Below are 20,702 nucleotides of genomic sequence, written 5' to 3' on the forward strand. Positions count from 1 at the left end.
GTTGACGGTGACGCTAGCGATGGGCGGTTTCGGCCGCCAAGACGGTTTCGCTGTGGCGGGATAAGGGGCGCTTATGTTTGAGCCGTCCCCGCTCCTCCCAGCACCTGCGTGACGGGCGTGACCGCGCCGCCGGCCTCCTCGATCGCCGAACGGACGGTGCGCGCGAACTCCACCGCCTCGGCATTGTCGCCGTGCAGCAGGATCGAATGGGCCGGCATGGCGAGCGAAGCGCCGCTCGCCGTGATCACCCGCCCCTCGCGCAGCAGCAGGCGGACGCGTTCCAGCACCGTCGCGCGGTCGTGGATGACGGCGCCGGGCCGTCCGCGCGGCACCAGCAGGCCATCATCGCCATAGGCCCGGTCGGCCAGGAACGTCGTCGCGACCTTCAGGCCGCAACGCGCCGCGGCGCCTTCGATGGCGGCGCTGGTGGACGAGACGACCAGCAAGGTCGGGTCGAAGGAGGCCACGGCCTCGACCAGCGGGCCGGCGAGCGCCGCATCGGCGGCCGCCATGTTGCCCAGCGCGCCGTGGAAGCTCATGTGCCGCACGCGCGCCCCGACGCTGCGGGCCAGGCCGTCCAGCGCGCCGAGCTGGTAGACCACCATCGCGGCGAGTTCCTCGACGGGGATCTGCATGGGCCGGCGGCCGAAGCCCTGGCGGTCGGGAAAGCCGACATGGGCGCCGATGTCGACGCCGAGCTCCTTCGCCCGCAGGACCGTGCGCTTCATGATCAGCGGATCGCCGGCATGGAAGCCGCAGGCGACATTGGCCGAGGAGACGAGCTGCAGGAGCGCGTCGTCGTCGCCCATGGGCCAGGGGCCGAAGCCTTCGCCGAGGTCGGCGTTGAGGTCGATCTTCATGGCGTCTCCCCGGTGTCGATCGGGACGATGGCGACGAGCGGCGTGCCGAAGCCCACGGTCGCGCCATGGGCCGCGAGCACGCCCTCGACGATGCAGTCGCACGGTGCGGAGACGGCCTGAAGGATGGGGCCAGTACGGAGGAAGCCGAGAGGCTCGCCGGCCGCATGCTGCGAACCGGGCGCCGCGGCGGGCTCGAGGCGCAGCGGATGGCGGTCGAGGAAGACGCCGACGCCCGGGGCAGCGACGACCTCGGCCTCGGCAGCGGCGATGTCCTCGACCGGCGACACGGCTTCGGAACGGACCACGCTGCCGGCCTGCACCAGCCGCAGCGTGCCGTCGGGCCCGCGCAGTTCGAGCACCGCGATGTCGGTCGCGGCAAGCCAGGTCGAGAGTTGGGCCACGAAGGCAGGATCGACGCTCATCGCCCGCCCTCCCCGGCCCGGTGCTGCAGTCCCGCGATCCGGCGGGCCTTGTCCAGCCAGCGGCGGTTGCCGGCGGCTGCGTCGAGCGCCTCGTCCCAGGTGCACGGCGCGAAGCGGATGCGGCTGCCCGGAGGCGCCTGGCCGAGGCGCCAGAGGTCGGCTTCGATCACGACGCCGATCTTCGGGTAGCCGCCGGAGGGCTGGGCGTCGCGCATCTGGATGATGGGCTGGCCGCCATGCGGCACCTGGATGACGCCCGGCACGATGCCGTGCGAGCGCAGCTCCAGCGGCACGCGCGGCTTCAGCTCGTCGCCGGCGAGGCGGAAACCATAACGGTCGCTCTGGGGCGTGATCTTCCAGGCGCAGGACCAGAGCGAGGCCTGGGCCTGCGGCGTGAAGGCGTCGTACTCGGCCGCCGGCAGGACGCGCACGGCGGGCACGCCGTCCACGTCGAGCGGCAGGTCGAAGACCGGCGGCACGAGGCCCACGTCCGGGCCGGCGCGGTCGGCGGCGTGGGTCGGGACGAGGTCGCCCGTCTGTAGCGGCCGGCCCTCGTGGCCGCCGAAGGCGCCGCGCATCTGCGTGCTGCGCGAGCCGAGCACGACCGGCACGTCGATGCCGCCGGCCACGCAGAGATAGGCACGCGTGGCACGCCAGGCCGAGGGGCCTGGCACCGACAGCGTCAGGCTTTGACCCGCCTGCGCCCGGCAGGCGAACCAGGGCGGGACCGCCTTCCCGTCGAGCGCGGGCGCGCAGTCCGTGCCCGTCACCGCGAAGCGGGTGGGCTCGGTGAAGCGCACCGTGAAGGGGAACACGGGTATCTCGATCGCGGCCGCCCCTTCCTCGTTGCCGAGCAGGATGTTGCCGGCGGCGAGCGCCATCGGGTCCATGGCGCCGGCGACGCCGACGCCGAGGTTGAGCGCGCCGACCCGGCCGAGGTCCTGGACGGTCGCCAGCGCGGCGCCTGCGACGATCTCGATCATCGCAGCACCCTCATCGGCCGGAAGCGGATGCTGTCGCCCGGCTGCAGGAGCGCCGGCGGGGTGCGCGACACGTCGAAGAAGGTCATGTCGGTGGTGCCGATCGTGTTCCAGCCGCTGGGGCCGGCCGACGCCGAGACGCCCGTCTGGCTGCCGCCGATCGAGACCGCGCCGCCGGGGATCTTGAGCACCGGCACCTTGCGGCGCGGCGTGGCGATGCGCGCGTCCATGCCGCCGAGGTAGCAGTAGCCGGGGTGGCTGCCCAGCGCATAGACCGTGTAGGTCGGCTCGGCATGGAGCGCGACGATGTCGTCGATCGAGAGGCCGGTGTGGGCGACGACGTCGGCCATGTGCGGGCCGCCCTCCCCGCCATAGCTGACCGGCAGGTCGACGCAGCGCCCGCTGTAGGGCAGCGGCTCGACCGCGGTCCACGTCGCGAGCAGCCGGTCCTTGAAGGCCTGCAACTGCCGGGGCGGATCGGCGAAGACCAGCATGAGGTTGTTCATGCCGGGCACGGCCTCGCGCACGCTCGCCCAGCGCTCGGTCTCTCGCGCCAGGGCCCAGATGCGGCGCTGCGTCTCCAGCGTCGTGTCGCCGGGCGCCTCGAACAGGAGCCCGGTCGTGCCGAGCAGGCTCAGATGGGGCGCGCCGGTCATGCCGCGTCTCCCGCCATCATCCGCTCGAGATGATGGATGTCGACGCCGCCCGTCCCGAACGCGGCGTCGTCCACGAGCCGCCGGTGCAGCGGCAGGTTCGTGCGGATGCCCTCGACCACGGTCTCGCCGAGCGCGGCGCGCAGCCGCGCCAGCGCGTCCTCGCGGGTCGCGCCGTGGACGATGAGCTTGCCGATGAGGCTGTCGTAATAGGGTGGCACGCGGTAGCCCGCGCCGGCATGGCTGTCGACGCGCACGCCCGGGCCGCCGGCCATCTGCCAGGCGGTGATGAGGCCGGGCGACGGCGCGAAGGTCTCAGGGTCTTCGGCGTTCAGCCGGCACTCGAAGGCGTGGCCGCGGCAGGCGACGTCCGCCTGCGCGAGGGGCAGGGCCTCGCCGCGGGCGACGCGGATCTGGAGTTCGACGAGGTCGAGGCCCGCGGTCATCTCGGTGACCGGATGCTCGACCTGGAGGCGCGTGTTCATCTCGATGAAGTAGAAGCTGCCGTCCTCGTAGAGGAACTCGAACGTGCCGACGCCCCGGTAGCCGATGCTCCGGCAAGCCTGCGCGCAGCGCTCGCCGACCTCGGCGATCTTGGCCGCGTCGATCCCCGGCGCGGGGGCTTCCTCGATGACCTTCTGGTGGCGGCGCTGCAGCGAGCAGTCGCGGCTGCCGAGCCACAGCGCGTTGCCATGGGTGTCGGCGATGACCTGGATCTCGACGTGGCGCGGGTGGGTCAGGAAGCGCTCGGCATAGATCTCGCCGTTGCCGAAGGCGCTGCGGCCCTCCTCGCGGGTCACGGCGAGCGCGTCGAGAAGGTCGGCCTCGCGGTCGACCCGGCGCATGCCTCGCCCACCGCCGCCGCCCGCGGCCTTGAGGATCAGCGGATAGCCGATGTCGCGGGCGATGGCCACGACGCGGGCCGGATCGTCCGGCAGGCCCTCGTCGAGGCCCGGCACGCAGGGCACGCCGGCGGCGCGCATGGCGCGCTTGGCGGAGATCTTGTCGCCCATGATGCGCATCGTGGCGCCGGTCGGCCCGATGAAGGTAAGGCCTGCCGCCTCGACCCGGTCGGCGAAGTCGGCATTTTCGGAGAGGAAGCCGTAGCCGGGATGGATGGCGTCCGCCCCCGTGACCTCGGCGACGGCGAGGATCGCCGCCTGGTCGAGGTAGCTCTTGCGCACCGGCGCCGGGCCAATGCAGAGCGCCTGGTCGGCCATGAGGACATGGGCGCTGTCAGCGTCGGCCTGCGAATGAACCGCCACGGTGCCGATGCCCAGCAGCCGGCAGGCCCGGATGACCCGCACGGCGATCTCGCCGCGATTCGCGATGAGGACGCGCGTCACCATGGTCAGGCGAACCTCGCCAGCACCTGACCCGCCTCGACCTCCTCGCCGGAGGTCACGGCCACGGCCTCGATCACGCCGTCGCGGCCCGCCTTGATCTCCTGGAACACCTTCATCGCCTCGACCATGCACACGGTGGTGCCGGCCGTGACCGCCTGCCCGGGCGTCACGAAGGGCGCCGCGCCGGGCGACGGGGCGAGGTAAACCACGCCGAACATGGGCGAGCGCAGGTCGTTGGCGGTCGGCGGGGCCGCCTTCTGGCGCGGGGCGGCGGCGGGCGCCGGGGCGCGCGGCCGGGGCGCGGCCTGCATCGTGGCTGCGGCGGCCTCGGGCCCCTTGTGCCGGACCAGGCGCAGCGACCAGCCATCCTCGCTGAACTCCATCTCGGCGAGATCGGAGGCCGCCATCGCGTCGATGAGAGACTTGATTGTCTCGGGAGTCATGGGCCCGCGCCACTTCGGTGAGAGTGCACCGAAACGCTAGCCCCGCCCCTCGCGCGGGACCAAGACGGTTTGGCTGTGCCGCTATAAGGCGGTCTTATGATGTACGTTTGCGGGGCGCAGGCTGGCCCAAAAGGTTGCCCGGCAGCTCCGCCACGAGGTCGAGGATGATGTCCTTCACCGCCTGCGCCGGCTCGGAGAGCGGCAGGTGGTCGGACTGGCAGAGCGCCAGCGGCGCCTCGATGACCGGGTCGACGATGCAGGACTGCCAGGCGGCGCAGGAGGCGACGACCTCGCGGGCCATGGACTCCGGCAGTACGGTCGCGCCGAGCCCCTCCGAGATGACGGCCGTCAGGGTGCTCGCCGACTCGATCTCGGCCACGACGCGCGGCGTCAGCCCGATGCCGGCGAAGGCCTCGTTGACCATCTTGCGGACCACGTTGTAGGGGCGCGCCAGGAAGAACTCGATGTCGGCGAGGTCGCGCAGCGGCACCTCCGGCGGCGGCGCGGGCATGCTGGCAGGGCCGACCACGAAGAGCCGCTCGCGCAGCAACGGGATGAAGTCGAGACCGTGGACCGTCGACTTGCCGCCGTAGAGGACGGCACAGTCCATGCGCCCGTTCATGACGAGTTCGGACAGCGTCGTGCCGTAGGTCTCGTTGAGATAGAGCAGGATGCCCGGGTGGCGGGCCCGCACCGTGCGCAGCAGCGGCAGTGCGAGTCCTGCGGCGGCGGTGCCGGGCGCCAGCCCCACTGACACGGCCCCGGAGAGGCCCTTGGCCGCGGCCGTCATGTCGGCCTGCGCCTGGTCGCACTGGCGCAGGATCAGCTGGGCGTGGCGGTAGAGCACCTTGCCGGCCTCGGTCGGCACGACGCCGCGCTTGGTGCGCGTGAGAAGCTGCTGGCGCACCTCGCCTTCCAGGGTGGCGAGCTGCTGGCTCAGCGCGGGCTGGGCGACGTGAAGGATGTCGGCGGCCTGGGTGAGGCTGCCGATGTCGACGATCTTCACGAAATACTGCAGGCGCCTCAGGTTCACGGGGGCGAGCCTCGATCCATAAGAGAAGCCTATAAGGCCAGATCGAACCCGTCTTGGAAAGCGGCGCCGTGGGCTTCTAGCGTCGCGCGGGACATCACCCGAGGTGAAAGCCCACCATGACAGTCTCGCGCATCGCCGAACGCGTCCGGCGCATCAAGCCCTCCCCGAGCTCCGCCGCGGCCGACCGGGCCAGCGCGCTGCGCCGCGAGGGCCGCAGCATCGTGAGCCTCGTCGTGGGCGAGCCCGACTTCGACACGCCGCGCAACATCCGCGAGGCCGCCGTCCGCGCCATGGACAAGGGCGCGACCCGCTACACGATGCTCGCCGGCACGCCGGAGCTGCGCGAGGCGATCGTGCGCAAGATGGCGCGCGAGAACGGCCTCACCTACGCCGCCAAGGACGTGGTCGTCGCCAACGGCGCCAAGAGCGCCATCTACAGTGCCTTCGAGGCGACGCTCGAAGAGGGCGACGAGGTCATCATCCCGGCGCCCTACTGGGTGTCCTATCCCGACATGGTGATCGCCTGCGGCGGCGTGCCGGTGACGGTGCCCTGCCCCGAGAGCCAGGGCTTCAAGATCTCGGCGGCGCAGCTCGAGGCCGCCATCACGCCGCGCACCCGCTGGCTGCTCGTCAACTCGCCGAGCAACCCCACCGGCGCCACCTATTCGCTCGCGGAGTACGCGGCGCTCGCCAAGGTGCTCGCCCGGCACCCGCACGTCATGGTGATGACGGACGACATCTACGAGCACATCCGCTTCGAGGGCGGCACGGCCCCGCACATCCTCAACGCGGCGCCGGAGCTGCGCGACCGGGTGCTGATCGTCAACGGCGTCTCCAAGACCTACGCCATGACCGGCTGGCGCATCGGCTGGCTGGTGGGCCCGCCCGACATCATCGGCGCGCTGAACACGCTGCTGTCGCAGGCCTCCGGCAATGCCTGCTCGATCAGCCAGGCGGCCACGGTCGAGGCGCTCGACGGCGACCAGGGCTTCGTGGCCGAGAGCGTCGCGACCTATCGCAAGCGCCGCGACCACATGGCGGCCCGCATCAACGCCATCCCCGGCCTCTCCTGCCTCGTGCCCGAGGGCGCATTCTACCTCTACGTCAACTGCGCCGGGCTCATCGGCCGGACGACGCCGGAGGGCAAGCGCCTGGAGACGGACGGCGACGTGGTGATGTACTTCCTGGAGAGCGTCGGCGTGGCGACGGTCCAGGGCAGCGCCTATGGCCTCGCGCCCTTCTTCCGCATCTCCATCGCCACCTCGATCGAGACCCTCGACGAGGGCGCGGACCGCATCGCCCGCGCCGTCGAAGCCCTTCGCTGAAACCCGAAACGGAACTCGCCCATGCCCGGCATCGAGAAGAACCCGTCCGCCCCGCAGGTCGACGCGGCCATCATCGCGCAGTTGCGCGACATCGCGGTCGCGCTGCTGAGCGACCAGCTGCACCGCAACTGTGGCAGCGTGGGGCTGATCCCCTATCACCGCCCGGCGCCCATGGCAGGCACCGCCGTGACGGTGAAGACGCGCGGCGGCGACAACCTCGCCATCCTGCGCGCCTTCGACTTCTGCCGCCCCGGCGACGTGATGGTGGTGGATGCGGGGGGTGACATCAGCAACGCGCTGGTCGGCGGCATCATCACGCTCGGCGCCGCCAAGGCCGGCCATGCCGGCATGGTGCTCGACGGCGCCATCCGCGACGTGGCCGAGATCCGCGAGCGCGAGTTCCCCGTCTACGCCCGCGGCATCAACCACCGCGGCCCCTACAAGGACGGCCCCGGCGAAATCAACGTGCCGGTGACGATCGGCGGCATGGTGGTGAAGCCCGGCGACATCATCGTCGGCGACCAGGACGGGCTGCTGGCCTTCGACCCCTCGCTCGCCGCCACGGTGATCGCCGGCGCGCTGAAGCAGCGGGACGCCGAAGAGGCGACGATCAAGTCGATCCTCGAGGGGCGCTGGGATCGTTCCGCCGCGGACCGGCTGGAAGCGCGCTGCCTGAACTGATGCTGGTACCGGATCGATGGGCTGCGCCGCAGCTCATCGATCCGGTGATTTGCACCCCTCCGTGCGTCCTGCCCGGGCTTGGCCCGGGCATCCACGACTGTGCCGGGGCCGCGCGGAAGTCGTGGGTGGCCGGGCCAAGCCCGGCCATGACGGCTGAGAGGCAGGCGCGAACTGGACTGCCGATAGGAAGCCCTACTTCGGCGCCATCCTCAGGGCGCCATCCAGCCGGATCGTCTCGCCGTTGAGCATCGGGTTCTCCACGATTGCCTGCACCATCTGGGCGTATTCGTCGGGCTTGCCGAGGCGGTTGGGGAACGGGACCTGCTGGCCGAGCGAGGCCTGGGCTTCCGCCGGCAGGCTTTCCAGGAGCGGGGTCAGGAACAGGCCCGGCGCGATGGTCATGACGCGGATGCCGATGCGGGCGAACTCGCGGGCGATCGGGATCGTCATGGCGACGATGCCACCCTTGGAGGCGGCGTAGGCCGGCTGGCCGATCTGGGCCTCGTAGGCGGCGACGCTGGCGGTGTTGATGATGACGCCGCGCTCCTCGCCGACCGGATCGGCCTTGGCGAGCTTGGCCGCGAACTTCGACAGCACGTTGAACGAACCGATTAGGTTGATGGTCACGATCTTGCTGAAGTCGGCCAGCGGCAGCGGTGAGCCGTCGCGCTGGATCACGCGGCCGGGCGGGCCGATGCCGGCGCAGTTCACGCAGATCCGGGCCGTGCCGAACTTGCCCTCGGCCTCGTCGAGCGCGCGGACGACGTCGGCCTCGCTGGTGACGTCGGTGCGCACGAAATGTCCGCCGATCTCGGCGGCCCGGGCGGTGCCGAGCTCCACGTTGAGATCGAAGATCGTGACCTTGGCGCCGGCAGCCGCCAGCCGGCGGGCAGTCGCCCAGCCGAGGCCCGAGGCCCCGCCCGTCACGATCGCGGGCACTCCAGTGATGTCCATCGTGTTCCTCCCCCGTGCGGCCGCCCGGCGGGCGGCACGGCGTTCCGAGTGGGGGGCAAACTAGACTTAGGCCCCGGCCCGCGCAACGCGACGTTGGTCGCCGCCCGGGCGCGGCCAGGCCGGCTCGGGCAACGAGGAGAGACCCGGGCGGGCGAACAGGTAGCCCTGCATCAGTCGCACGCCCATGCCAGCGAGCGTCTCCTGCTCGGCCTGCGTCTCCACGCCCTCGCAGATCGGGATGACGCCGAGGTCGCGCAGCATCTCCAGGGTTCGGCCGACGACCACCTGCCGGGCCCGGTCGCGGTCGATCCCGCGGATCAGCCCCATGTCGAGCTTCACGTAGTCGGGCTGGAAGTCGACCAGCAGCCCGAGACCGGCATAGCCACCGCCGAAATCGTCGATCGCGGTCTTGAAGCCCATCGAGCGATAGGCCCGCAGGATGGTGAGCACGTGCGCGGCGTCGAGCTTCTCGGCCTCGGTGAACTCGAAAAGGATCTGGCTCACCGGAAAGCCGGTGCGCATGGCCGTCTGCAGCGTCGAGCGGATGCAGGCCCGCGGTTCGTAGACGGCATTCGGCAGGAAGTTGATCGACAGCAGCGTGCCCTGCTCGACGATCCCCAGCTGGCTCGCGAGCTCGATGGCCTTCACACGGCAGGTCTGGTCGAACGCGTAGCGGCTGGCGTCCGTCACCCGCTCGAGGACGAAGGCCGCGCCTTCTCCCCCTGCCCCGCGCACCAGGGCCTCGTGGGCGAACACGCGCCGTTCCTCCAGATCCACGATGGGCTGGAAAGCCATGGTGATCGGCAGGTCGAAGGCCGCACCGTCACGGCAACCTTGGCAGATGGTGGACATTCAGGCGCCCTGGACACAGAGGTCGAGGACGCTAAACGAACGTTCTTAAGAGATAGTGCGGTCGACAACGTCAGGATTACGAAACTGTCGTCCGTGACGCGGCTCACCCCGCGCGGGCGTCCTGCCAGCGTGCGTGGGCCACGGCGAGCGACGGCATCAGCGGGGCGAAAGGCCCGAGGGGGACCCCGGCGCCGCCGACCGGAACCGGGACGGCGTGCTCCGCGGCGCCGAGAACGAGGTCGGCCAGGGCCCGGCCGACCACCGCCGTGACCGCGATGCCGCGGCCGTTGCAGCCCATGGCGCCGAACAGGCCGTCGCTCATGCGCAGGATGTGCGGCAGGAAATCCGTGCTGATGGCGGCCGTGCCCCGCCAGGAAAACTGGACGTCGGGGCAGTGGCGCATGCCCAGCTCCTGCTGCAGGCGCGCCGCGATGGCGTGGGCCATGCGGCCTTCGGCGTGGACGGGGAGGATCGCCATGCCGCCGCTGATCAGCCGGTTGTCCCGGTCCAGGCGGCAGGTGAACAGGTTGGCGCGCGTGTCGGCGAGCGGATTGCGGTGCGGCGCGATGCGGGCGGCCTCAGCCGCGGGCAGCGGGGCCGTGGCGATCTGGTAGACCGGCAGCGGCACGAGCCGGGTCCCGAGCCGGCCGGCCAGCCCGCCCCGAAAGGCGTTCGTGCACAGGAGCACGGTCCGCGCCCTCACCGAACGCCCGCCGGCGGAGAGCCGCCAGGCGCCACCGTCGCGCCGCGCATCGCTCACCTTCGCGTTTTCGAGGAGGGTCGCACCGGCCGCGACGGCCAGCCGTCCCAGGCCGTGCAGCAGAGCCAGCGGGTTCAGCATGCCGCCGGAGGGATCGAACAGGGCGCCCCGGCACAGGCGGGCGGCGGTGCGCTGGCGGGCTTCTCCCTCGTCGAGGAAGGTCACCGGCCGACCGAGGGCCTGCCACGCGTCGGCCCGCAGGCGCAGCATCCGCGCGGCCGCATCGTCGTGGGCGACATGGATCCAACCGGTCTGCTCCGCGTCGCAATCGATGGCGTGGTCGCGCACCAGGTCGAACACGGCGTCGGCGGACGATCCCACGGCGAGCAGGAGCCGATGTCCCGCCTCTTCGCCGAGGCGGGCGAGCACCGCCGCCGGATCGGCCTTGGCGAAGTTCGGCACCACGAAGCCGGCGTTGAGGCCGCTGGCCCCCTCGCCGATCCGTGTCGCCTCCAGGACGGCGACGCTCAGCCCGGCCGCCGCGAGATGACGCGCCGCGGTGAGCCCGACGAAGCCCGCCCCGACCACGGCCACGTCGACCGACAGGTCGCCCACGAGCTCGGCGGTGCGCGGCCGCTCTCCCGGCGCGAGCTGCCAGGGCGTGCGGGGCGTCGTCTCCACCGTCCGGGACGGGGCGGTGGCATTGGCATGGGCATTCACAGGGCTTCTCCCGGCCGGTGGCAGGCGACCTGCCCGGCCTCGAAGGGGCGCAAGGCCGGGGCTTCCGTGCGGCAGCGCTCGGTCGCCAGCGGGCAGCGTGGATGGAAGGTGCAGCCCGACGGCGGCGCGATGGGGTTCGGCACCTCGCCCTGCATGGGGGCGCGCCGCGCGCCGATCTCGACGAGATCGGGCGCCGAGCGGATCAGGATGCGCGTGTAGGGATGCGCCGGCCGGTCGAAGATGGCGTCCCGGTCGGCGATCTCGACGATGCGGCCGAGATACATCACGGCGACGCGGTCGGAGACGAAGTCGACCACCGCGAGATTGTGGCTGATGAAGAGGTAGGTCAGCCCATGCTCATCCTGCAGGTCGCGCATGAGGTTGAGGATCTGGGCCTGCACCGAGACGTCGAGGGCGGAGGTCGGCTCGTCGCACACCACGAGCGACGGCGCGCTGGCGAGCGCGCGGGCCACGGCGATGCGCTGGCGCTGGCCGCCGGAGAACTCGTGCGGAAACTTGTCGGCGTCGGCGGGCGACAGCCCGACGTCGGAGAGCAGCGCGGCGACGCGCTCCTTCACCTCGGCCCGCGAATGGCCGAGCCCGAGGCCGACGATGGGATCGCCCACGATGCGCCCGACCCGCCAGCGCGGGTTGAGGCTCCCGTAGGGATCCTGGAAGATCATCTGGATGTCCTTGCGCCAGGAGGGCACGCCCCCCTGGCCGGCGTCGACCACCGCGCCGCGGAAGCGGATCTCGCCGCCGCTCGGCGGCGTCAGGCCGGCGACGCAGCGCGCCACCGTCGTCTTGCCGCAACCGGACTCGCCCACGACGCTGAGCGTGCCGCCCTGCGGGATCGCGAAGCTCACCCCGTCGACGGCGCGCAGCACCTGCCGGCCCTGCCCCGTCGCCACCCGCGTCACCCAGGGCGGCGAGACGTCGAAGGTCTTGCGCAGGTCGGTGACGGTGAGGAGGTCCGCCGCTGCGGTCATCGCGTGTCGCTCCCCTCGCCGGCGCGCCAGCACGCCGCGCGGTGGTTGCCCTCGACCCAGTCCGGCGGCAGCCCCTGGGAGCAGCGCGGCTCGGCCAGCGGGCAGCGCGGCGCGAAGGCGCAGCCCGGCGGCACGGCGTCCGGCCGTGGCATGGCGCCGGGGATCTGGGTGAGGCGCTTCAGCCGCGTGCCGATGGCGGGGATGGCCGCCATGAGGCCGCGCGTGTAGGGGTGGCGCGGGTGGCGCACCACCTCGGCGACGGGACCGATCTCGACGATCCGCCCGGCATAGGCCACGGCCACGCGGTGGGCGAGCGTGGCGATGACGCCCATGTCGTGCGTGACGAGGATCACGGCCATGCCGCGCTCGGCGCAGAGATCGCGCAGGAGTTCGATGATCTGGCCCTGCACCGACACGTCGAGGGCGGTGGTCGGCTCGTCGGCGATGATGAGCTCCGGCCGCCCGGCGAGGGCGAGCGCGATGACGACGCGCTGGCGCATGCCGCCGGAGAACTCGTGGGGGTAGCTCGCCAGCCGCTTCTCGGGCGCCGGGATGCCGACGCGGGCGAGCAGCGCGACGGCCTCGTCCCGCGCCGCCGGGCCGCGCAGGGGCGTGTGGGCCTCGATGGTCTCGACGAGCTGGCGCTCGACGCTGAACACCGGGTTCAGCGCCGTCAGCGGATCCTGGAAGATCGTGGCGATGTGGCGCCCGCGCAGGGCCCGCAGTTCCGACGGGGGCAGGTTGTCGATGCGCCGGCCGCGGTAGAGGATCTCGCCGGCGGTGATGGCGAGCGGCCTGTCGAGGAGCCCGGTCACCGCCGTCCCCATCATCGACTTGCCGGCCCCCGACTCGCCGACCAGCCCGAGGATCTCGCCCGGCATGACGGTGAAGGAGACGCCGCGCACGAGGTCGACGCCCCGGCCCTCGCGGGTCAGGGAGACCGTGAGTCCACGCGCCTCCAGCAGGGGCGCGGCCTCGTGGGCTGGGTCGTCGCTCTCGAGCCTGGCGGCGGTGGCTGTCACGGTCCGGTCCGGAGTCGGGTTCTCTTGATCAAATGATCGATGTGCGCCATCCTCCTGTCAATGACAACGGGAAGGGGGACTGCCATGAACGCGAAGCTTCGTCATGCCGTGTTGGCCGCCGTGCTGCTGGGGACGACCCCGGCGATGGCCGCGACCCTGAAATACGGCGGCACCACGCCGCCGCTGACCATGGACCCGCATGCCACGAACGACTTCGTGACCGCGGCCCTCGTCCGGCAGAGCTACGACAGCCTGGTCGGGCTCGCCAACGACATGGCGCTGGAGCCGGGCATCGCGACCGAGTGGACGTCGCAGGACCCGACGACCTGGCGCTTCAAGATCCGCCAGGGCGTGACCTTCCACGACGGCTCGGCCCTGAAGGCCGAGGACGTCGCCTTCTCGATCATGCGGCAGAAGGAGGCGCCCCTCTACAAGGCCCTCTATGGCGGCATCAAGGAGGCCAAGGTCGTCGACGCGACCACGGTCGACGTGATCTCGGCCGCGCCGGACCCGATCCTGCCGCGCAAGATGGTGCGCCTCTTCATCATGTCGCAGGCCTGGGCGGCCAAGAACGGCGTGGAAAAGGTGCCGGACCTCGGCGCCCAGGGCACCGAGGCCTACACGCTGCGCCACGCCAACGGCACGGGTCCGATGAAGCTGGTGCTGCAGGAGCCCGGCCAGAAGACCGTGTTCGAGAAGAACGCAGCCTATTGGGCGCCGTTCAAGGGCAACGTCGACAGCGCGACCTACACCCCGATCGGATCGGCGCCGACGCGCGTCTCGGCCTTGCTGTCCAAGGAGCTTGACCTCATCGCCGACCTGCCGCTGCAGGACATCGAGCGCGTGAAGGGCACGCAGGGCTACACCGTGGTGCAGGCCCCGCAGCAGCTCTTCATGGAGCTGGAGATGGACGGCACGCGCGACGTCGCCCTCGACGTCTTCGACAAGGCCGGCCAGCCTCTGAAGGCCAACCCGCTGAAGGACGTGCGCGTGCGCCAGGCCTTCGCCCACGCCATCGACGCCAAGCTCATCGTCGACCGCGTCATGCGGGGCAACGCCAAGGTGGTCGGCACCGCCACGGCGGCGGGCTTCGGCGGCTACCAGGCCGACCTCGACGTGCGCTGGCCGACCGACATCGAGAAGTCCAAGCAGCTCCTGAAGGAAGCAGGCTATCCGGACGGCTTCGGCATCCAGCTGAACTGCCCGCTCGAGCGCTACATCAACACCGACGAGATCTGCCGCGCCGTCGCCAGCATGCTGGCGCGCGTCGGCGTCGACGTGCGCGTGAAGGGCAGCCCGTGGCCGGAGTTCGCCCGCATGCTGGTGAACGGCCCGAACTCGAGCTTCCACCTCATCGGCGCCGCCGGCAATTCGGGCGACACGCAGGACACCTTCATCGCGGTCATGGCGACCCGCGGCAAGGAGCCCGGCTGGGGCTCGACGAACTGGGCGATGTGGACGAACCCCGAGTTCGACGCGGTGGCGAAGGAGCTGACCCAGACCTTCGACCCGGCCAAGCGCACCGAGCTCTACCGCAAGGGGCTCAGCATCGGCCGCGACAAGGTGCATGCCGTGTACCTGCACCAGCCCGTGCTCTCCTGGGGCATGAAGTCCAACGTCATCATGCCGCCGCGGGCCGACAGCGCGGTGATGCTGAAGGACGTCGTCGTCAACCCGTGATGGTGGGCGGCTGGCTGGATGGTGACGACTGCCGTGCCTTCCAGCTTGCACCATCTCTCCACCGTCATGGCCGGGCTTGGCCCGGCCACCCACGACTTGAGCATGGCCCCGGCAAAGTCGTGGATGCCCGGGCCGAGCCCGGGCAGGACGGCTGAAAGAGTGGCGCGAACCTCGGGCCGGCGAGGTGCCGGAGACACTCACGGCAATCGTGGAGCAGGCGACCTCACCCCATGATCGCGTTCCTGCTGAACCGCATTCTTCACGCCGCGCTGGTGATGTTCGTCATCAGCGTGCTGGCCTTCGTGCTCGGCGACGTGATCGGCGATCCCGTGGCGAGCATCCTGGGCCTGGAGGCGGCGCCGGCGGACCGGGCCGCGCTGCGGCTGCGGCTCCACCTCGACGAGCCGGTGCTGGTTCGCTACGGCTACTATGTCGGGCGCTTCCTGCACGGTGACCTCGGCTCCTCCTACGGCTTCCAGCGCCCCATCGTCGATCTGCTCGCCGAGCGCATTCCCGCGACCATGGAGCTCGCGCTGGCGGCGCTGGCGCTGTCGCTCGCCGTCGGCGTGCCGCTTGGCGTGCTCGCCGCCGCCCATCGCCGCAGCAGGATCATGGGCGCGCTGATGTCGTTCTCGGTCATCGGCGTGTCCCTGCCCTCCTTCCTCGTCGGCATCCTGCTCATCGTCGTGTTTTCGCTCTGGCTCGGGTGGCTGCCGTCCTTCGGGCGCGGCGAGACGGTGAAGATCGGCTTCTGGACGACGGGCTATCTCACCGCCTCGGGCCTGAAGTCGCTGGTCATGCCGGCGCTGAGCCTCGCCATCGGACAGATCGCCTTGGTGGCGCGGCTCTCCCGCGCGGAGATGCTGGGCGTGCTGCAGACCGACTACATCAAGTTCGCCCGCGCACGCGGCCTCTCCGACCGGGCCGTCAACTTCTCGCACGCGCTGCGCAACACGCTGATCCCGATCATCACGGTGAGCGGCATCCAGCTCGGCTATCTCGTGGCCTTCGCCATCGTGGTCGAGCAGGTGTTCCAGTGGCCCGGCATGGGCCTCCTGTTCCTGCAGGCGCTCGCGCAGACCGACCTGCCGCTGATCAGCGCCTTCCTGCTGGTGGCCGGGCTCTTCTTCGTCACCATCAACCTTATCGTCGACCTGCTCTACGCCGCGGCCGACCCGCGGCTGCGCATCAAGACGCTGGCGGGGCGCGGATGACGGGTCGTCGCTTTCCCCTGCTCCGGCAGCTCGCCGCCTCGCCGACGGCCGCCGTCGCGGCGTTGCTGCTCGCCCTCCTCGTCGCCGCGGCGCTGCTCGCGCCCTGGCTGGCGCGCAACAACCCCTACGATCTCGCCAGCCTCGACCTGCTCGACAGCCACCTGCCGCCGGCTTTCCTGAAGGACGGCGACCCGCGCTTCTGGCTGGGCACCGACAGCCAGGGCGCCGACGTGCTGGCGCTCATCCTCTACGGCCTGCGCGTCTCGCTGATGGTGGGGCTCCTGGCCGTGACCATCTCGGCCTGCCTCGGGACCATCGCCGGGCTCGTGAGCGGCTATCTCGGGGGCTGGCTCGACACCATCGTGATGCGCGTCGCCGACATCCAGTTCACCTTCCCGGCGATGCTGCTCGCCCTGCTTATCGGCGGCGTGACCAGGGCCCTGCTGCCCAACGAGCTGCGCGCGTCGCTCGCCTTGCCCATCGTCATCGTGGCGCTCGGCATCTCGCACTGGCCGCATTTCGCCAGGCTCGTGCGCGGCGCGGTGCTCGTGGAGAAGCAGAAGGACTACGTGGCGGCCGCGCGCCTCGCCGGACACGGGCGAATCGTGACCATGGCGTCGCAGATCCTGCCCAACGTGCTGAACCCGATCTTCGTGCTGGCCACGCTCGACATCGCCTTCGCCATCATGTCGGAGGCCACCCTCTCGTTCCTCGGTTTCGGCGTGCCGCCGACGCAACCCTCGCTGGGCACCTTGATCAAGACGGGCTACGGCTATCTCTTCTCCGGCGAATGGTGGGTGGTGCTTTTCCCGGGCCTCACCCTCGTCGTCCTGCTGGTGTGCGTGAACCTGGTCGGCGACCGGGTGCGCGACTGGCTCGACCCGAAACTGCGTTCATGACCCGTCCAGGCCTGCCCTCCTCAGGATCCGCGCCATGCTGAAAAGCGCCGCCACGGCCCTCCCCGGTCTCTCGATCGAGCCGGTCGCCTCGCGCTCGACGGTGCAGGACGGCGTCTACCAACGCCTCAGCGAGGCGCTGATGAACGGCCGCCTCGACCCCGGCCAGCAGCTCACCATCGCCTCCATCGCCGAGATGTGCGGCACCAGCCACATGCCCGTGCGCGAGGCGCTGCGCCGCCTGGCCGCCGAGGGCGCGCTGGAGGTGGCCTCCACCGGCTCCGCCCACGTGCCCGCCGCCTCGCGCGGCCGCCTCGACGACCTGTGCGAGGCCCGAATCATCAACGAGGGCGCGGCCGGGGCGAAGGCCGCGGCCAATGCCAGCCCGGCGATGATCCGCCGGCTCGAGAGCATCATGGCCGACTACTTCGAGGCCGCCCGCGAGCACGATCTCGGCGGCATGACGACCCGCAACCAGGAATTCCACTTCACCATCTACCGGGCGGCCAACTCACCGGTCCTGATGCGCGTGATCGAGACGCTGTGGTTGCAGTTCGGCCCGTTCCTGCGCCTGCTGACCCGCCACGTCGAACCCAAGGCCCGGCCCCTGGAGCGCGACAGCTACACGACCCACCACTACGACATCCTGGACGCGCTGCGCCGCGGCGATGCCAAAGCCGTGAGCAAGGGAATCGGCGCCGACATCAAGGCCACGCGGGATCTGCTGCGGAGACTGTGCGAGGGGTGAGAGTGCGACCGCTCCGCGAGTTGCTCAGAGCTTGTGGATCTTTCGGCCGTCCATCTAGCACCTCCCTCTCCGCGTCATGGCCGGGCTTGGCCCGGCCACCCACGACTTCAGGATGGCCCCAGCAAAGTCGTGGATGCCCGGGCCAAGCCCGGGCAGGACGGCGGAGAGGTGGTCGCGCGATGCAGAAGTCAGATCCAACGCCCTACCGGGGATTGATTCACAAGCTCGCAGGATAAGGGGCATGGTAGGACCGACAACAAGAAGAACCCGCAGAGCGCGTCCAACTGGGCCGTCTACCGCCCACCCGACACCAAGATCTCCGCGCCGACCATGTAGGACGCGCGGGGTGACAGGGTGAAGAGGATGACCTCGGCGAGTTCCTGCGGCTCGGCCGGGCGACCGATGGGGATGGTCGGGGTGATCCGGGCAATGCGGTCCGGCGGGTTCATCTCGGTCACCGTGAGGCCGGGCGTCACGCAGTTGACGCGTATCCCCAGCCCGGCGACCTCCTTGGCGAGGCCCGTCGTAAAGCTCGCGATGGCGCCTTTGGATGCGGCGTAGTGGACCCTCTCGCCCGGTGCTCCCAACCGGGCCGCCACCGAGCCGAGGTTGACGATGGCTCCGCCCGGCCCGCCGCGGTCTGTCCTCATGCGCCGGACGGCCTCGCGGCTGAACAGCATGGGTCCGAGCACGTTGGTGTCCAGGACCTGCCGCAATTCCTCGATCGTCATGTCGGCGAGCGGCCTGGGCCCGCCGTCGATGCCGGCGTTGTTGACCAGCCCCGTGACCGGACCGTAGGCCGCCTCCGCTCGATCGAACACACGGGCGATGTCGGCCTCGCTGCAGGCCTCCGCCTGGACAGCAAGCGCCTTGCCGCCGCCCCGCGTGATCGCCTGCACCACGCCCTCGGCCTCGTCCGCGCGGGCCCGATAGGTCAACACGACCTGCCAACCCTCCGAGGCCGCCAGGCGTGCGGTCGCCGCGCCAATGCCGCGGCTCCCGCCGGTGATCACGAGGACGCGGGTGCCAGTCATCGGTGTGCTCATGACGGGATGCCTTGCGTGAAGCGCAGGAGCGTCTCCTGCACCAGGGTGTCGTGGTCGAGGCTCCGCTCGGCCGGTTTACGCCCGGACAGAACCTCGACGATGTCGCGCAATTCGCAATCGTAGAGGTCCTGCCGGCTCTGCTGCGGAACCGGCACGACGTTGACGCCGGCGTCGAAGCCGGCGGCGGCCTGAGACAGGCACAGGCGGATCGGACCGGAGGGCTCGAAGGGCTCCAGGATCGCCGAACCGCGGCTGCCATACACCTCGAAACGCCGCGCCATGGGAGGCGCCTCCATGGCCGAGATGTCGATGATAGCCAGCGCCTTTGGAAATTCCAGGACGCCCAGCGTGTTGTCGTCGAACCCCTCCACCGGGGCTCCGTGCCGGCCGAAGAAGCTCGTCACCTTGTCGGGGCGGCCGAGGATCGTGACGACCTGGTCCAGCATGTGGCCGGCGAGATCGTAGAAGATGCCGCCGCGGTGGCGCGCAATGACGGCGCGGGCCGCGAGATCGAGTGACGTGGACATGTGCGCGCGCACCGAGAACACGTCGCCCAGGACCCCGGCCGAGACCCAGTCCTGGATGCGCCGAAAGCCCTCGTGGTAGCGGAACATGTAGCCCATCTGGAGCAACGTGCCGCGGTTGCGTACCTGCGCCGCGACCTCCTGCCAGAGCGGCCAGTCATCGCCGGCGGGCTTGTCATACCAGACGTGCTTGCCCGCCCTTACGAGGGCGGCAGTCTGGGCCAGGCTCTGGTCGTTGCGCGCCTCGGAGGCGACGAGCGTGATGGACCGGTCCTCCATAACCTCGCTCGCGCTCTCCAGCCAGCGCACGCCCGCATACGCTCCGAGGGTTCCCTCGAGCAACCGGCGCCTCTCCAGATCGGGCTCGTAGAGCCCCACGAACTCGACGTCTGGGTTGGATCGCAGCGAGATGAGCTTGCCGTCGGCATGCCCATGGCCGGTCCCGAACTGCGCCGCGCGCTGCCTGCTCACGGCTTGGTCTCCGCGGGCTGCTCGTGGCCCCACAGCTTCTCGCCCCGCAACAGAAAGGCGCGGATGTCGTAGGCCCCCGGCCGCTGCGGCGCGAGATGCCCGGATTCCACCATCAGATCGAGCGGGTTGATGCGCGTCTGCATCGGCATGATCACGCGCTCGTGGCAGCGCGCCGACTCGTAGATGCCGTGGATCATCTCCAGGGCCTTGTAGCCGTTCTCGGCGCGCCCGCGATGGGTTTGCGCCGCTCCCGTCACCCAGTCTGCGAGTTCGTCGGCCTGGGCGGCTCCCCCTTCCAGCCACTCGAAGCGCTCGCCTTCCGCCTCGACCTTGAAGAACTTCCCGTCAGGGCGGGTGGATTGCCAGCGTCCGCCGGTGTCCGCGTTGAGCAGCAGCACCTCCTCGGTCGTGAGGTTGATCATCCCCTGCGAGCCGATGATGTTGGCGCCCTGGTACAGCGGCGCGCCGACGTCGGAGAGGATCAGGGCTCGGGCTCCGCCCTCGAACTCGAAGACCGCGATGGCGGAGTCCTCGATGCGCGTCGTGCGCTCGAGGCGATCGGACTTGCGCTCGACATTGCCCATCACCCAGCGGCAGTCCACGTCTCCTAGGAGATAGCGGAACATGTCGGTCTGGTGCGACGAGTAGTTGGGCAATCCCTGACCCGCGAAGCACTGCATGAGGTTCACCTGCCCGATGGCTCCGCGCGCGATGAGGTCGCGGGCCATCGTATAGGCGGGCAGGAAGCGCCGCTGATGGCCGATGACGAGCTTCACCCCGTTGCGCTGGCAGGCCACCAGCATGGCGTCGGCATGGCCCAGGGTGTCGGCCATCGGCTTCTCGCACAGGATCGCCTTGGGCCGGCGCGCGGCAGCCGCGACGGTCCACGGCGCATGGTCCGCATGCCACGTGCACACCGACACGACGTCGAGGCGCTCCGTGTCGAGCATCCTGCGGGCATCGGTGTAATGGGTGGACTTGATGCCGTTGCGCGCGTCCATGGCCTCCATGGCGCTTTCGTCCAGGTCGGCGAGGGCAGAAACCTCGAAGCGCCCGCAGTTCAGGTAGCCCGCGATGTGGTGCTGGGCCATCGAGCCGCAGCCGATGACGCCGACGCGCAGTTTCTCAGACAAGGGTCGTCTC

The 20,702-nt window shown here is 70.7% G+C and carries 20 protein-coding genes and 1 pseudogene; 6 read left to right on the forward strand and 15 right to left on the reverse strand.

Annotated elements, in window-relative coordinates; translation table 11 throughout:
• Positions 1-71: 71 nt before the first annotated feature.
• The 7 genes from Q0Q47_RS01700 to nac all read right to left on the reverse strand — a co-directional run bounded on the left by Q0Q47_RS01700 (position 72) and on the right by nac (position 5,737).
• Positions 72-860, reverse strand: coding sequence for a LamB/YcsF family protein (locus tag Q0Q47_RS01700; protein WP_293853640.1), 789 nt, complete (start codon positions 858-860; stop codon positions 72-74).
• Entirely contained in the window at positions 857-1,282 is a 426-nt protein-coding gene (locus tag Q0Q47_RS01705) for an acetyl-CoA carboxylase (protein WP_293853641.1), read from the reverse strand. Before Q0Q47_RS01705 ends, Q0Q47_RS01700 begins: the two co-directional genes overlap by 4 nt.
• Positions 1,279-2,265 (reverse strand): biotin-dependent carboxyltransferase family protein, encoded by a 987-nt coding sequence (locus tag Q0Q47_RS01710; protein ID WP_293853643.1) that lies wholly within the window; start codon positions 2,263-2,265, stop codon positions 1,279-1,281. The genes Q0Q47_RS01705 and Q0Q47_RS01710 overlap by 4 nt, the downstream gene beginning before the upstream one ends.
• Positions 2,262-2,918: a 5-oxoprolinase subunit PxpB gene (gene pxpB / locus Q0Q47_RS01715; protein WP_293853644.1), complete on the reverse strand. Its 657-nt coding sequence runs from the start codon at positions 2,916-2,918 to the stop codon at positions 2,262-2,264. The genes Q0Q47_RS01710 and pxpB overlap by 4 nt, the downstream gene beginning before the upstream one ends.
• On the reverse strand, positions 2,915-4,264 hold the full coding sequence (accC, locus tag Q0Q47_RS01720) for an acetyl-CoA carboxylase biotin carboxylase subunit (protein WP_293853646.1): 1,350 nt from the start codon (positions 4,262-4,264) through the stop codon (positions 2,915-2,917). Before accC ends, pxpB begins: the two co-directional genes overlap by 4 nt.
• Positions 4,265-4,266: 2 nt before the next feature.
• A complete protein-coding gene (locus Q0Q47_RS01725) occupies positions 4,267-4,704 on the reverse strand; it encodes an acetyl-CoA carboxylase biotin carboxyl carrier protein subunit (RefSeq protein WP_293853648.1) in 438 nt (145 codons plus the stop codon).
• 94 nt (positions 4,705-4,798) lie between these two features.
• Positions 4,799-5,737, reverse strand: coding sequence for a nitrogen assimilation transcriptional regulator NAC (nac, locus tag Q0Q47_RS01730; protein ID WP_293853649.1), 939 nt, complete (start codon positions 5,735-5,737; stop codon positions 4,799-4,801).
• 116 nt (positions 5,738-5,853) lie between these two features.
• On the opposite strand from nac, the gene Q0Q47_RS01735 reads away from it, so the two are divergent.
• Positions 5,854-7,062: an aspartate transaminase gene (locus tag Q0Q47_RS01735; RefSeq protein ID WP_293853651.1), complete on the forward strand. Its 1,209-nt coding sequence runs from the start codon at positions 5,854-5,856 to the stop codon at positions 7,060-7,062.
• Positions 7,063-7,083: 21 nt separating this feature from the next.
• A complete protein-coding gene (locus Q0Q47_RS01740) occupies positions 7,084-7,743 on the forward strand; it encodes an RraA family protein (RefSeq protein ID WP_293853653.1) in 660 nt (219 codons plus the stop codon).
• Between the two features lie 192 nt (positions 7,744-7,935).
• Here Q0Q47_RS01740 and Q0Q47_RS01745 read toward each other — a convergent pair whose 3' ends face one another.
• The 5 genes and pseudogenes from Q0Q47_RS01745 to Q0Q47_RS01765 form a co-directional block, all read right to left on the reverse strand.
• Positions 7,936-8,697 (reverse strand): SDR family NAD(P)-dependent oxidoreductase, encoded by a 762-nt coding sequence (locus Q0Q47_RS01745; protein ID WP_293853655.1) that lies wholly within the window; start codon positions 8,695-8,697, stop codon positions 7,936-7,938.
• A 66-nt stretch (positions 8,698-8,763) separates the two neighbouring features.
• Positions 8,764-9,549, reverse strand: coding sequence for an EAL domain-containing protein (locus Q0Q47_RS01750; protein WP_293853657.1), 786 nt, complete (start codon positions 9,547-9,549; stop codon positions 8,764-8,766).
• A gap of 247 nt (positions 9,550-9,796) precedes the next feature.
• Positions 9,797-10,969, reverse strand: a pseudogene (locus Q0Q47_RS01755) (NAD(P)/FAD-dependent oxidoreductase); the annotation flags it as partial.
• Positions 10,966-11,958: an ABC transporter ATP-binding protein gene (locus Q0Q47_RS01760; RefSeq protein WP_293853658.1), complete on the reverse strand. Its 993-nt coding sequence runs from the start codon at positions 11,956-11,958 to the stop codon at positions 10,966-10,968. The pseudogene Q0Q47_RS01755 and the gene Q0Q47_RS01760, both read right to left, overlap by 4 nt.
• A complete protein-coding gene (locus Q0Q47_RS01765; RefSeq protein WP_293854069.1) occupies positions 11,955-12,893 on the reverse strand; it encodes an ABC transporter ATP-binding protein in 939 nt (312 codons plus the stop codon). The genes Q0Q47_RS01760 and Q0Q47_RS01765 overlap by 4 nt, the downstream gene beginning before the upstream one ends.
• 171 nt (positions 12,894-13,064) lie before the next feature.
• Here Q0Q47_RS01765 and Q0Q47_RS01770 point away from each other — a divergent pair, with 171 nt between their 5' ends.
• The 4 genes from Q0Q47_RS01770 (at position 13,065) to Q0Q47_RS01785 (ending at position 17,518) form a co-directional block, all read left to right on the forward strand.
• Positions 13,065-14,660 carry an ABC transporter substrate-binding protein gene (locus Q0Q47_RS01770; RefSeq protein ID WP_293853660.1) on the forward strand — a complete coding sequence of 532 codons (1,596 nt, stop codon included), beginning with the start codon at positions 13,065-13,067 and terminating at the stop codon, positions 14,658-14,660.
• 230 nt (positions 14,661-14,890) lie between these two features.
• Positions 14,891-15,874, forward strand: coding sequence for an ABC transporter permease (locus Q0Q47_RS01775; protein ID WP_293853661.1), 984 nt, complete (start codon positions 14,891-14,893; stop codon positions 15,872-15,874).
• A complete protein-coding gene (locus tag Q0Q47_RS01780) occupies positions 15,871-16,773 on the forward strand; it encodes an ABC transporter permease (RefSeq protein WP_293853663.1) in 903 nt (300 codons plus the stop codon). Before Q0Q47_RS01775 ends, Q0Q47_RS01780 begins: the two co-directional genes overlap by 4 nt.
• A gap of 34 nt (positions 16,774-16,807) precedes the next feature.
• The gene (locus Q0Q47_RS01785) at positions 16,808-17,518 is read left to right on the forward strand and encodes a GntR family transcriptional regulator (protein ID WP_293853664.1); all 711 of its coding nucleotides are present in this window, start codon (positions 16,808-16,810) and stop codon (positions 17,516-17,518) included.
• A 293-nt stretch (positions 17,519-17,811) separates the two neighbouring features.
• On the opposite strand, the gene Q0Q47_RS01790 is transcribed toward Q0Q47_RS01785, so the two are convergent.
• From Q0Q47_RS01790 to Q0Q47_RS01800, 3 genes are read right to left on the reverse strand one after another with little or no spacing between them, the layout of a single operon-like run.
• The gene (locus tag Q0Q47_RS01790) at positions 17,812-18,552 is read right to left on the reverse strand and encodes an SDR family oxidoreductase (protein ID WP_293853666.1); all 741 of its coding nucleotides are present in this window, start codon (positions 18,550-18,552) and stop codon (positions 17,812-17,814) included.
• 8 nt (positions 18,553-18,560) lie between these two features.
• Complete coding sequence (locus Q0Q47_RS01795) at positions 18,561-19,559, reverse strand: Gfo/Idh/MocA family oxidoreductase (RefSeq protein ID WP_293853668.1); 999 nt, start codon at positions 19,557-19,559, stop codon at positions 18,561-18,563.
• The gene (locus Q0Q47_RS01800; protein WP_293853669.1) at positions 19,556-20,692 is read right to left on the reverse strand and encodes a Gfo/Idh/MocA family oxidoreductase; all 1,137 of its coding nucleotides are present in this window, start codon (positions 20,690-20,692) and stop codon (positions 19,556-19,558) included. Before Q0Q47_RS01800 ends, Q0Q47_RS01795 begins: the two co-directional genes overlap by 4 nt.
• Between the last annotated feature and the right edge of the window lie 10 nt (positions 20,693-20,702).

Origin of the sequence: uncultured Alsobacter sp. (assembly GCF_945952055.1) — a bacterium.
GTDB lineage: Bacteria > Pseudomonadota > Alphaproteobacteria > Rhizobiales > Beijerinckiaceae > Alsobacter.

What these genes read in the sequence shown, in the direction of transcription:
- Q0Q47_RS01700 (WP_293853640.1), bottom strand. Translation starts at nt 860, where the DNA reads ATGAAGATCGACCTCAACGCCGACCTCGGCGAAGGCTTCGGCCCCTGG.
- Q0Q47_RS01705 (WP_293853641.1), bottom strand. Translation starts at nt 1,282, where the DNA reads ATGAGCGTCGATCCTGCCTTCGTGGCCCAACTCTCGACCTGGCTTGCC.
- Q0Q47_RS01710 (WP_293853643.1), bottom strand. Translation starts at nt 2,265, where the DNA reads ATGATCGAGATCGTCGCAGGCGCCGCGCTGGCGACCGTCCAGGACCTC.
- pxpB (WP_293853644.1), bottom strand. Translation starts at nt 2,918, where the DNA reads ATGACCGGCGCGCCCCATCTGAGCCTGCTCGGCACGACCGGGCTCCTG.
- accC (WP_293853646.1), bottom strand. Translation starts at nt 4,264, where the DNA reads ATGGTGACGCGCGTCCTCATCGCGAATCGCGGCGAGATCGCCGTGCGG.
- Q0Q47_RS01725 (WP_293853648.1), bottom strand. Translation starts at nt 4,704, where the DNA reads ATGACTCCCGAGACAATCAAGTCTCTCATCGACGCGATGGCGGCCTCC.
- Q0Q47_RS01735 (WP_293853651.1), top strand. Translation starts at nt 5,854, where the DNA reads ATGACAGTCTCGCGCATCGCCGAACGCGTCCGGCGCATCAAGCCCTCC.
- Q0Q47_RS01740 (WP_293853653.1), top strand. Translation starts at nt 7,084, where the DNA reads ATGCCCGGCATCGAGAAGAACCCGTCCGCCCCGCAGGTCGACGCGGCC.
- Q0Q47_RS01745 (WP_293853655.1), bottom strand. Translation starts at nt 8,697, where the DNA reads ATGGACATCACTGGAGTGCCCGCGATCGTGACGGGCGGGGCCTCGGGC.
- Q0Q47_RS01750 (WP_293853657.1), bottom strand. Translation starts at nt 9,549, where the DNA reads ATGTCCACCATCTGCCAAGGTTGCCGTGACGGTGCGGCCTTCGACCTG.
- Q0Q47_RS01760 (WP_293853658.1), bottom strand. Translation starts at nt 11,958, where the DNA reads ATGACCGCAGCGGCGGACCTCCTCACCGTCACCGACCTGCGCAAGACC.
- Q0Q47_RS01770 (WP_293853660.1), top strand. Translation starts at nt 13,065, where the DNA reads ATGAACGCGAAGCTTCGTCATGCCGTGTTGGCCGCCGTGCTGCTGGGG.
- Q0Q47_RS01775 (WP_293853661.1), top strand. Translation starts at nt 14,891, where the DNA reads ATGATCGCGTTCCTGCTGAACCGCATTCTTCACGCCGCGCTGGTGATG.
- Q0Q47_RS01780 (WP_293853663.1), top strand. Translation starts at nt 15,871, where the DNA reads ATGACGGGTCGTCGCTTTCCCCTGCTCCGGCAGCTCGCCGCCTCGCCG.
- Q0Q47_RS01785 (WP_293853664.1), top strand. Translation starts at nt 16,808, where the DNA reads ATGCTGAAAAGCGCCGCCACGGCCCTCCCCGGTCTCTCGATCGAGCCG.
- Q0Q47_RS01790 (WP_293853666.1), bottom strand. Translation starts at nt 18,552, where the DNA reads ATGACTGGCACCCGCGTCCTCGTGATCACCGGCGGGAGCCGCGGCATT.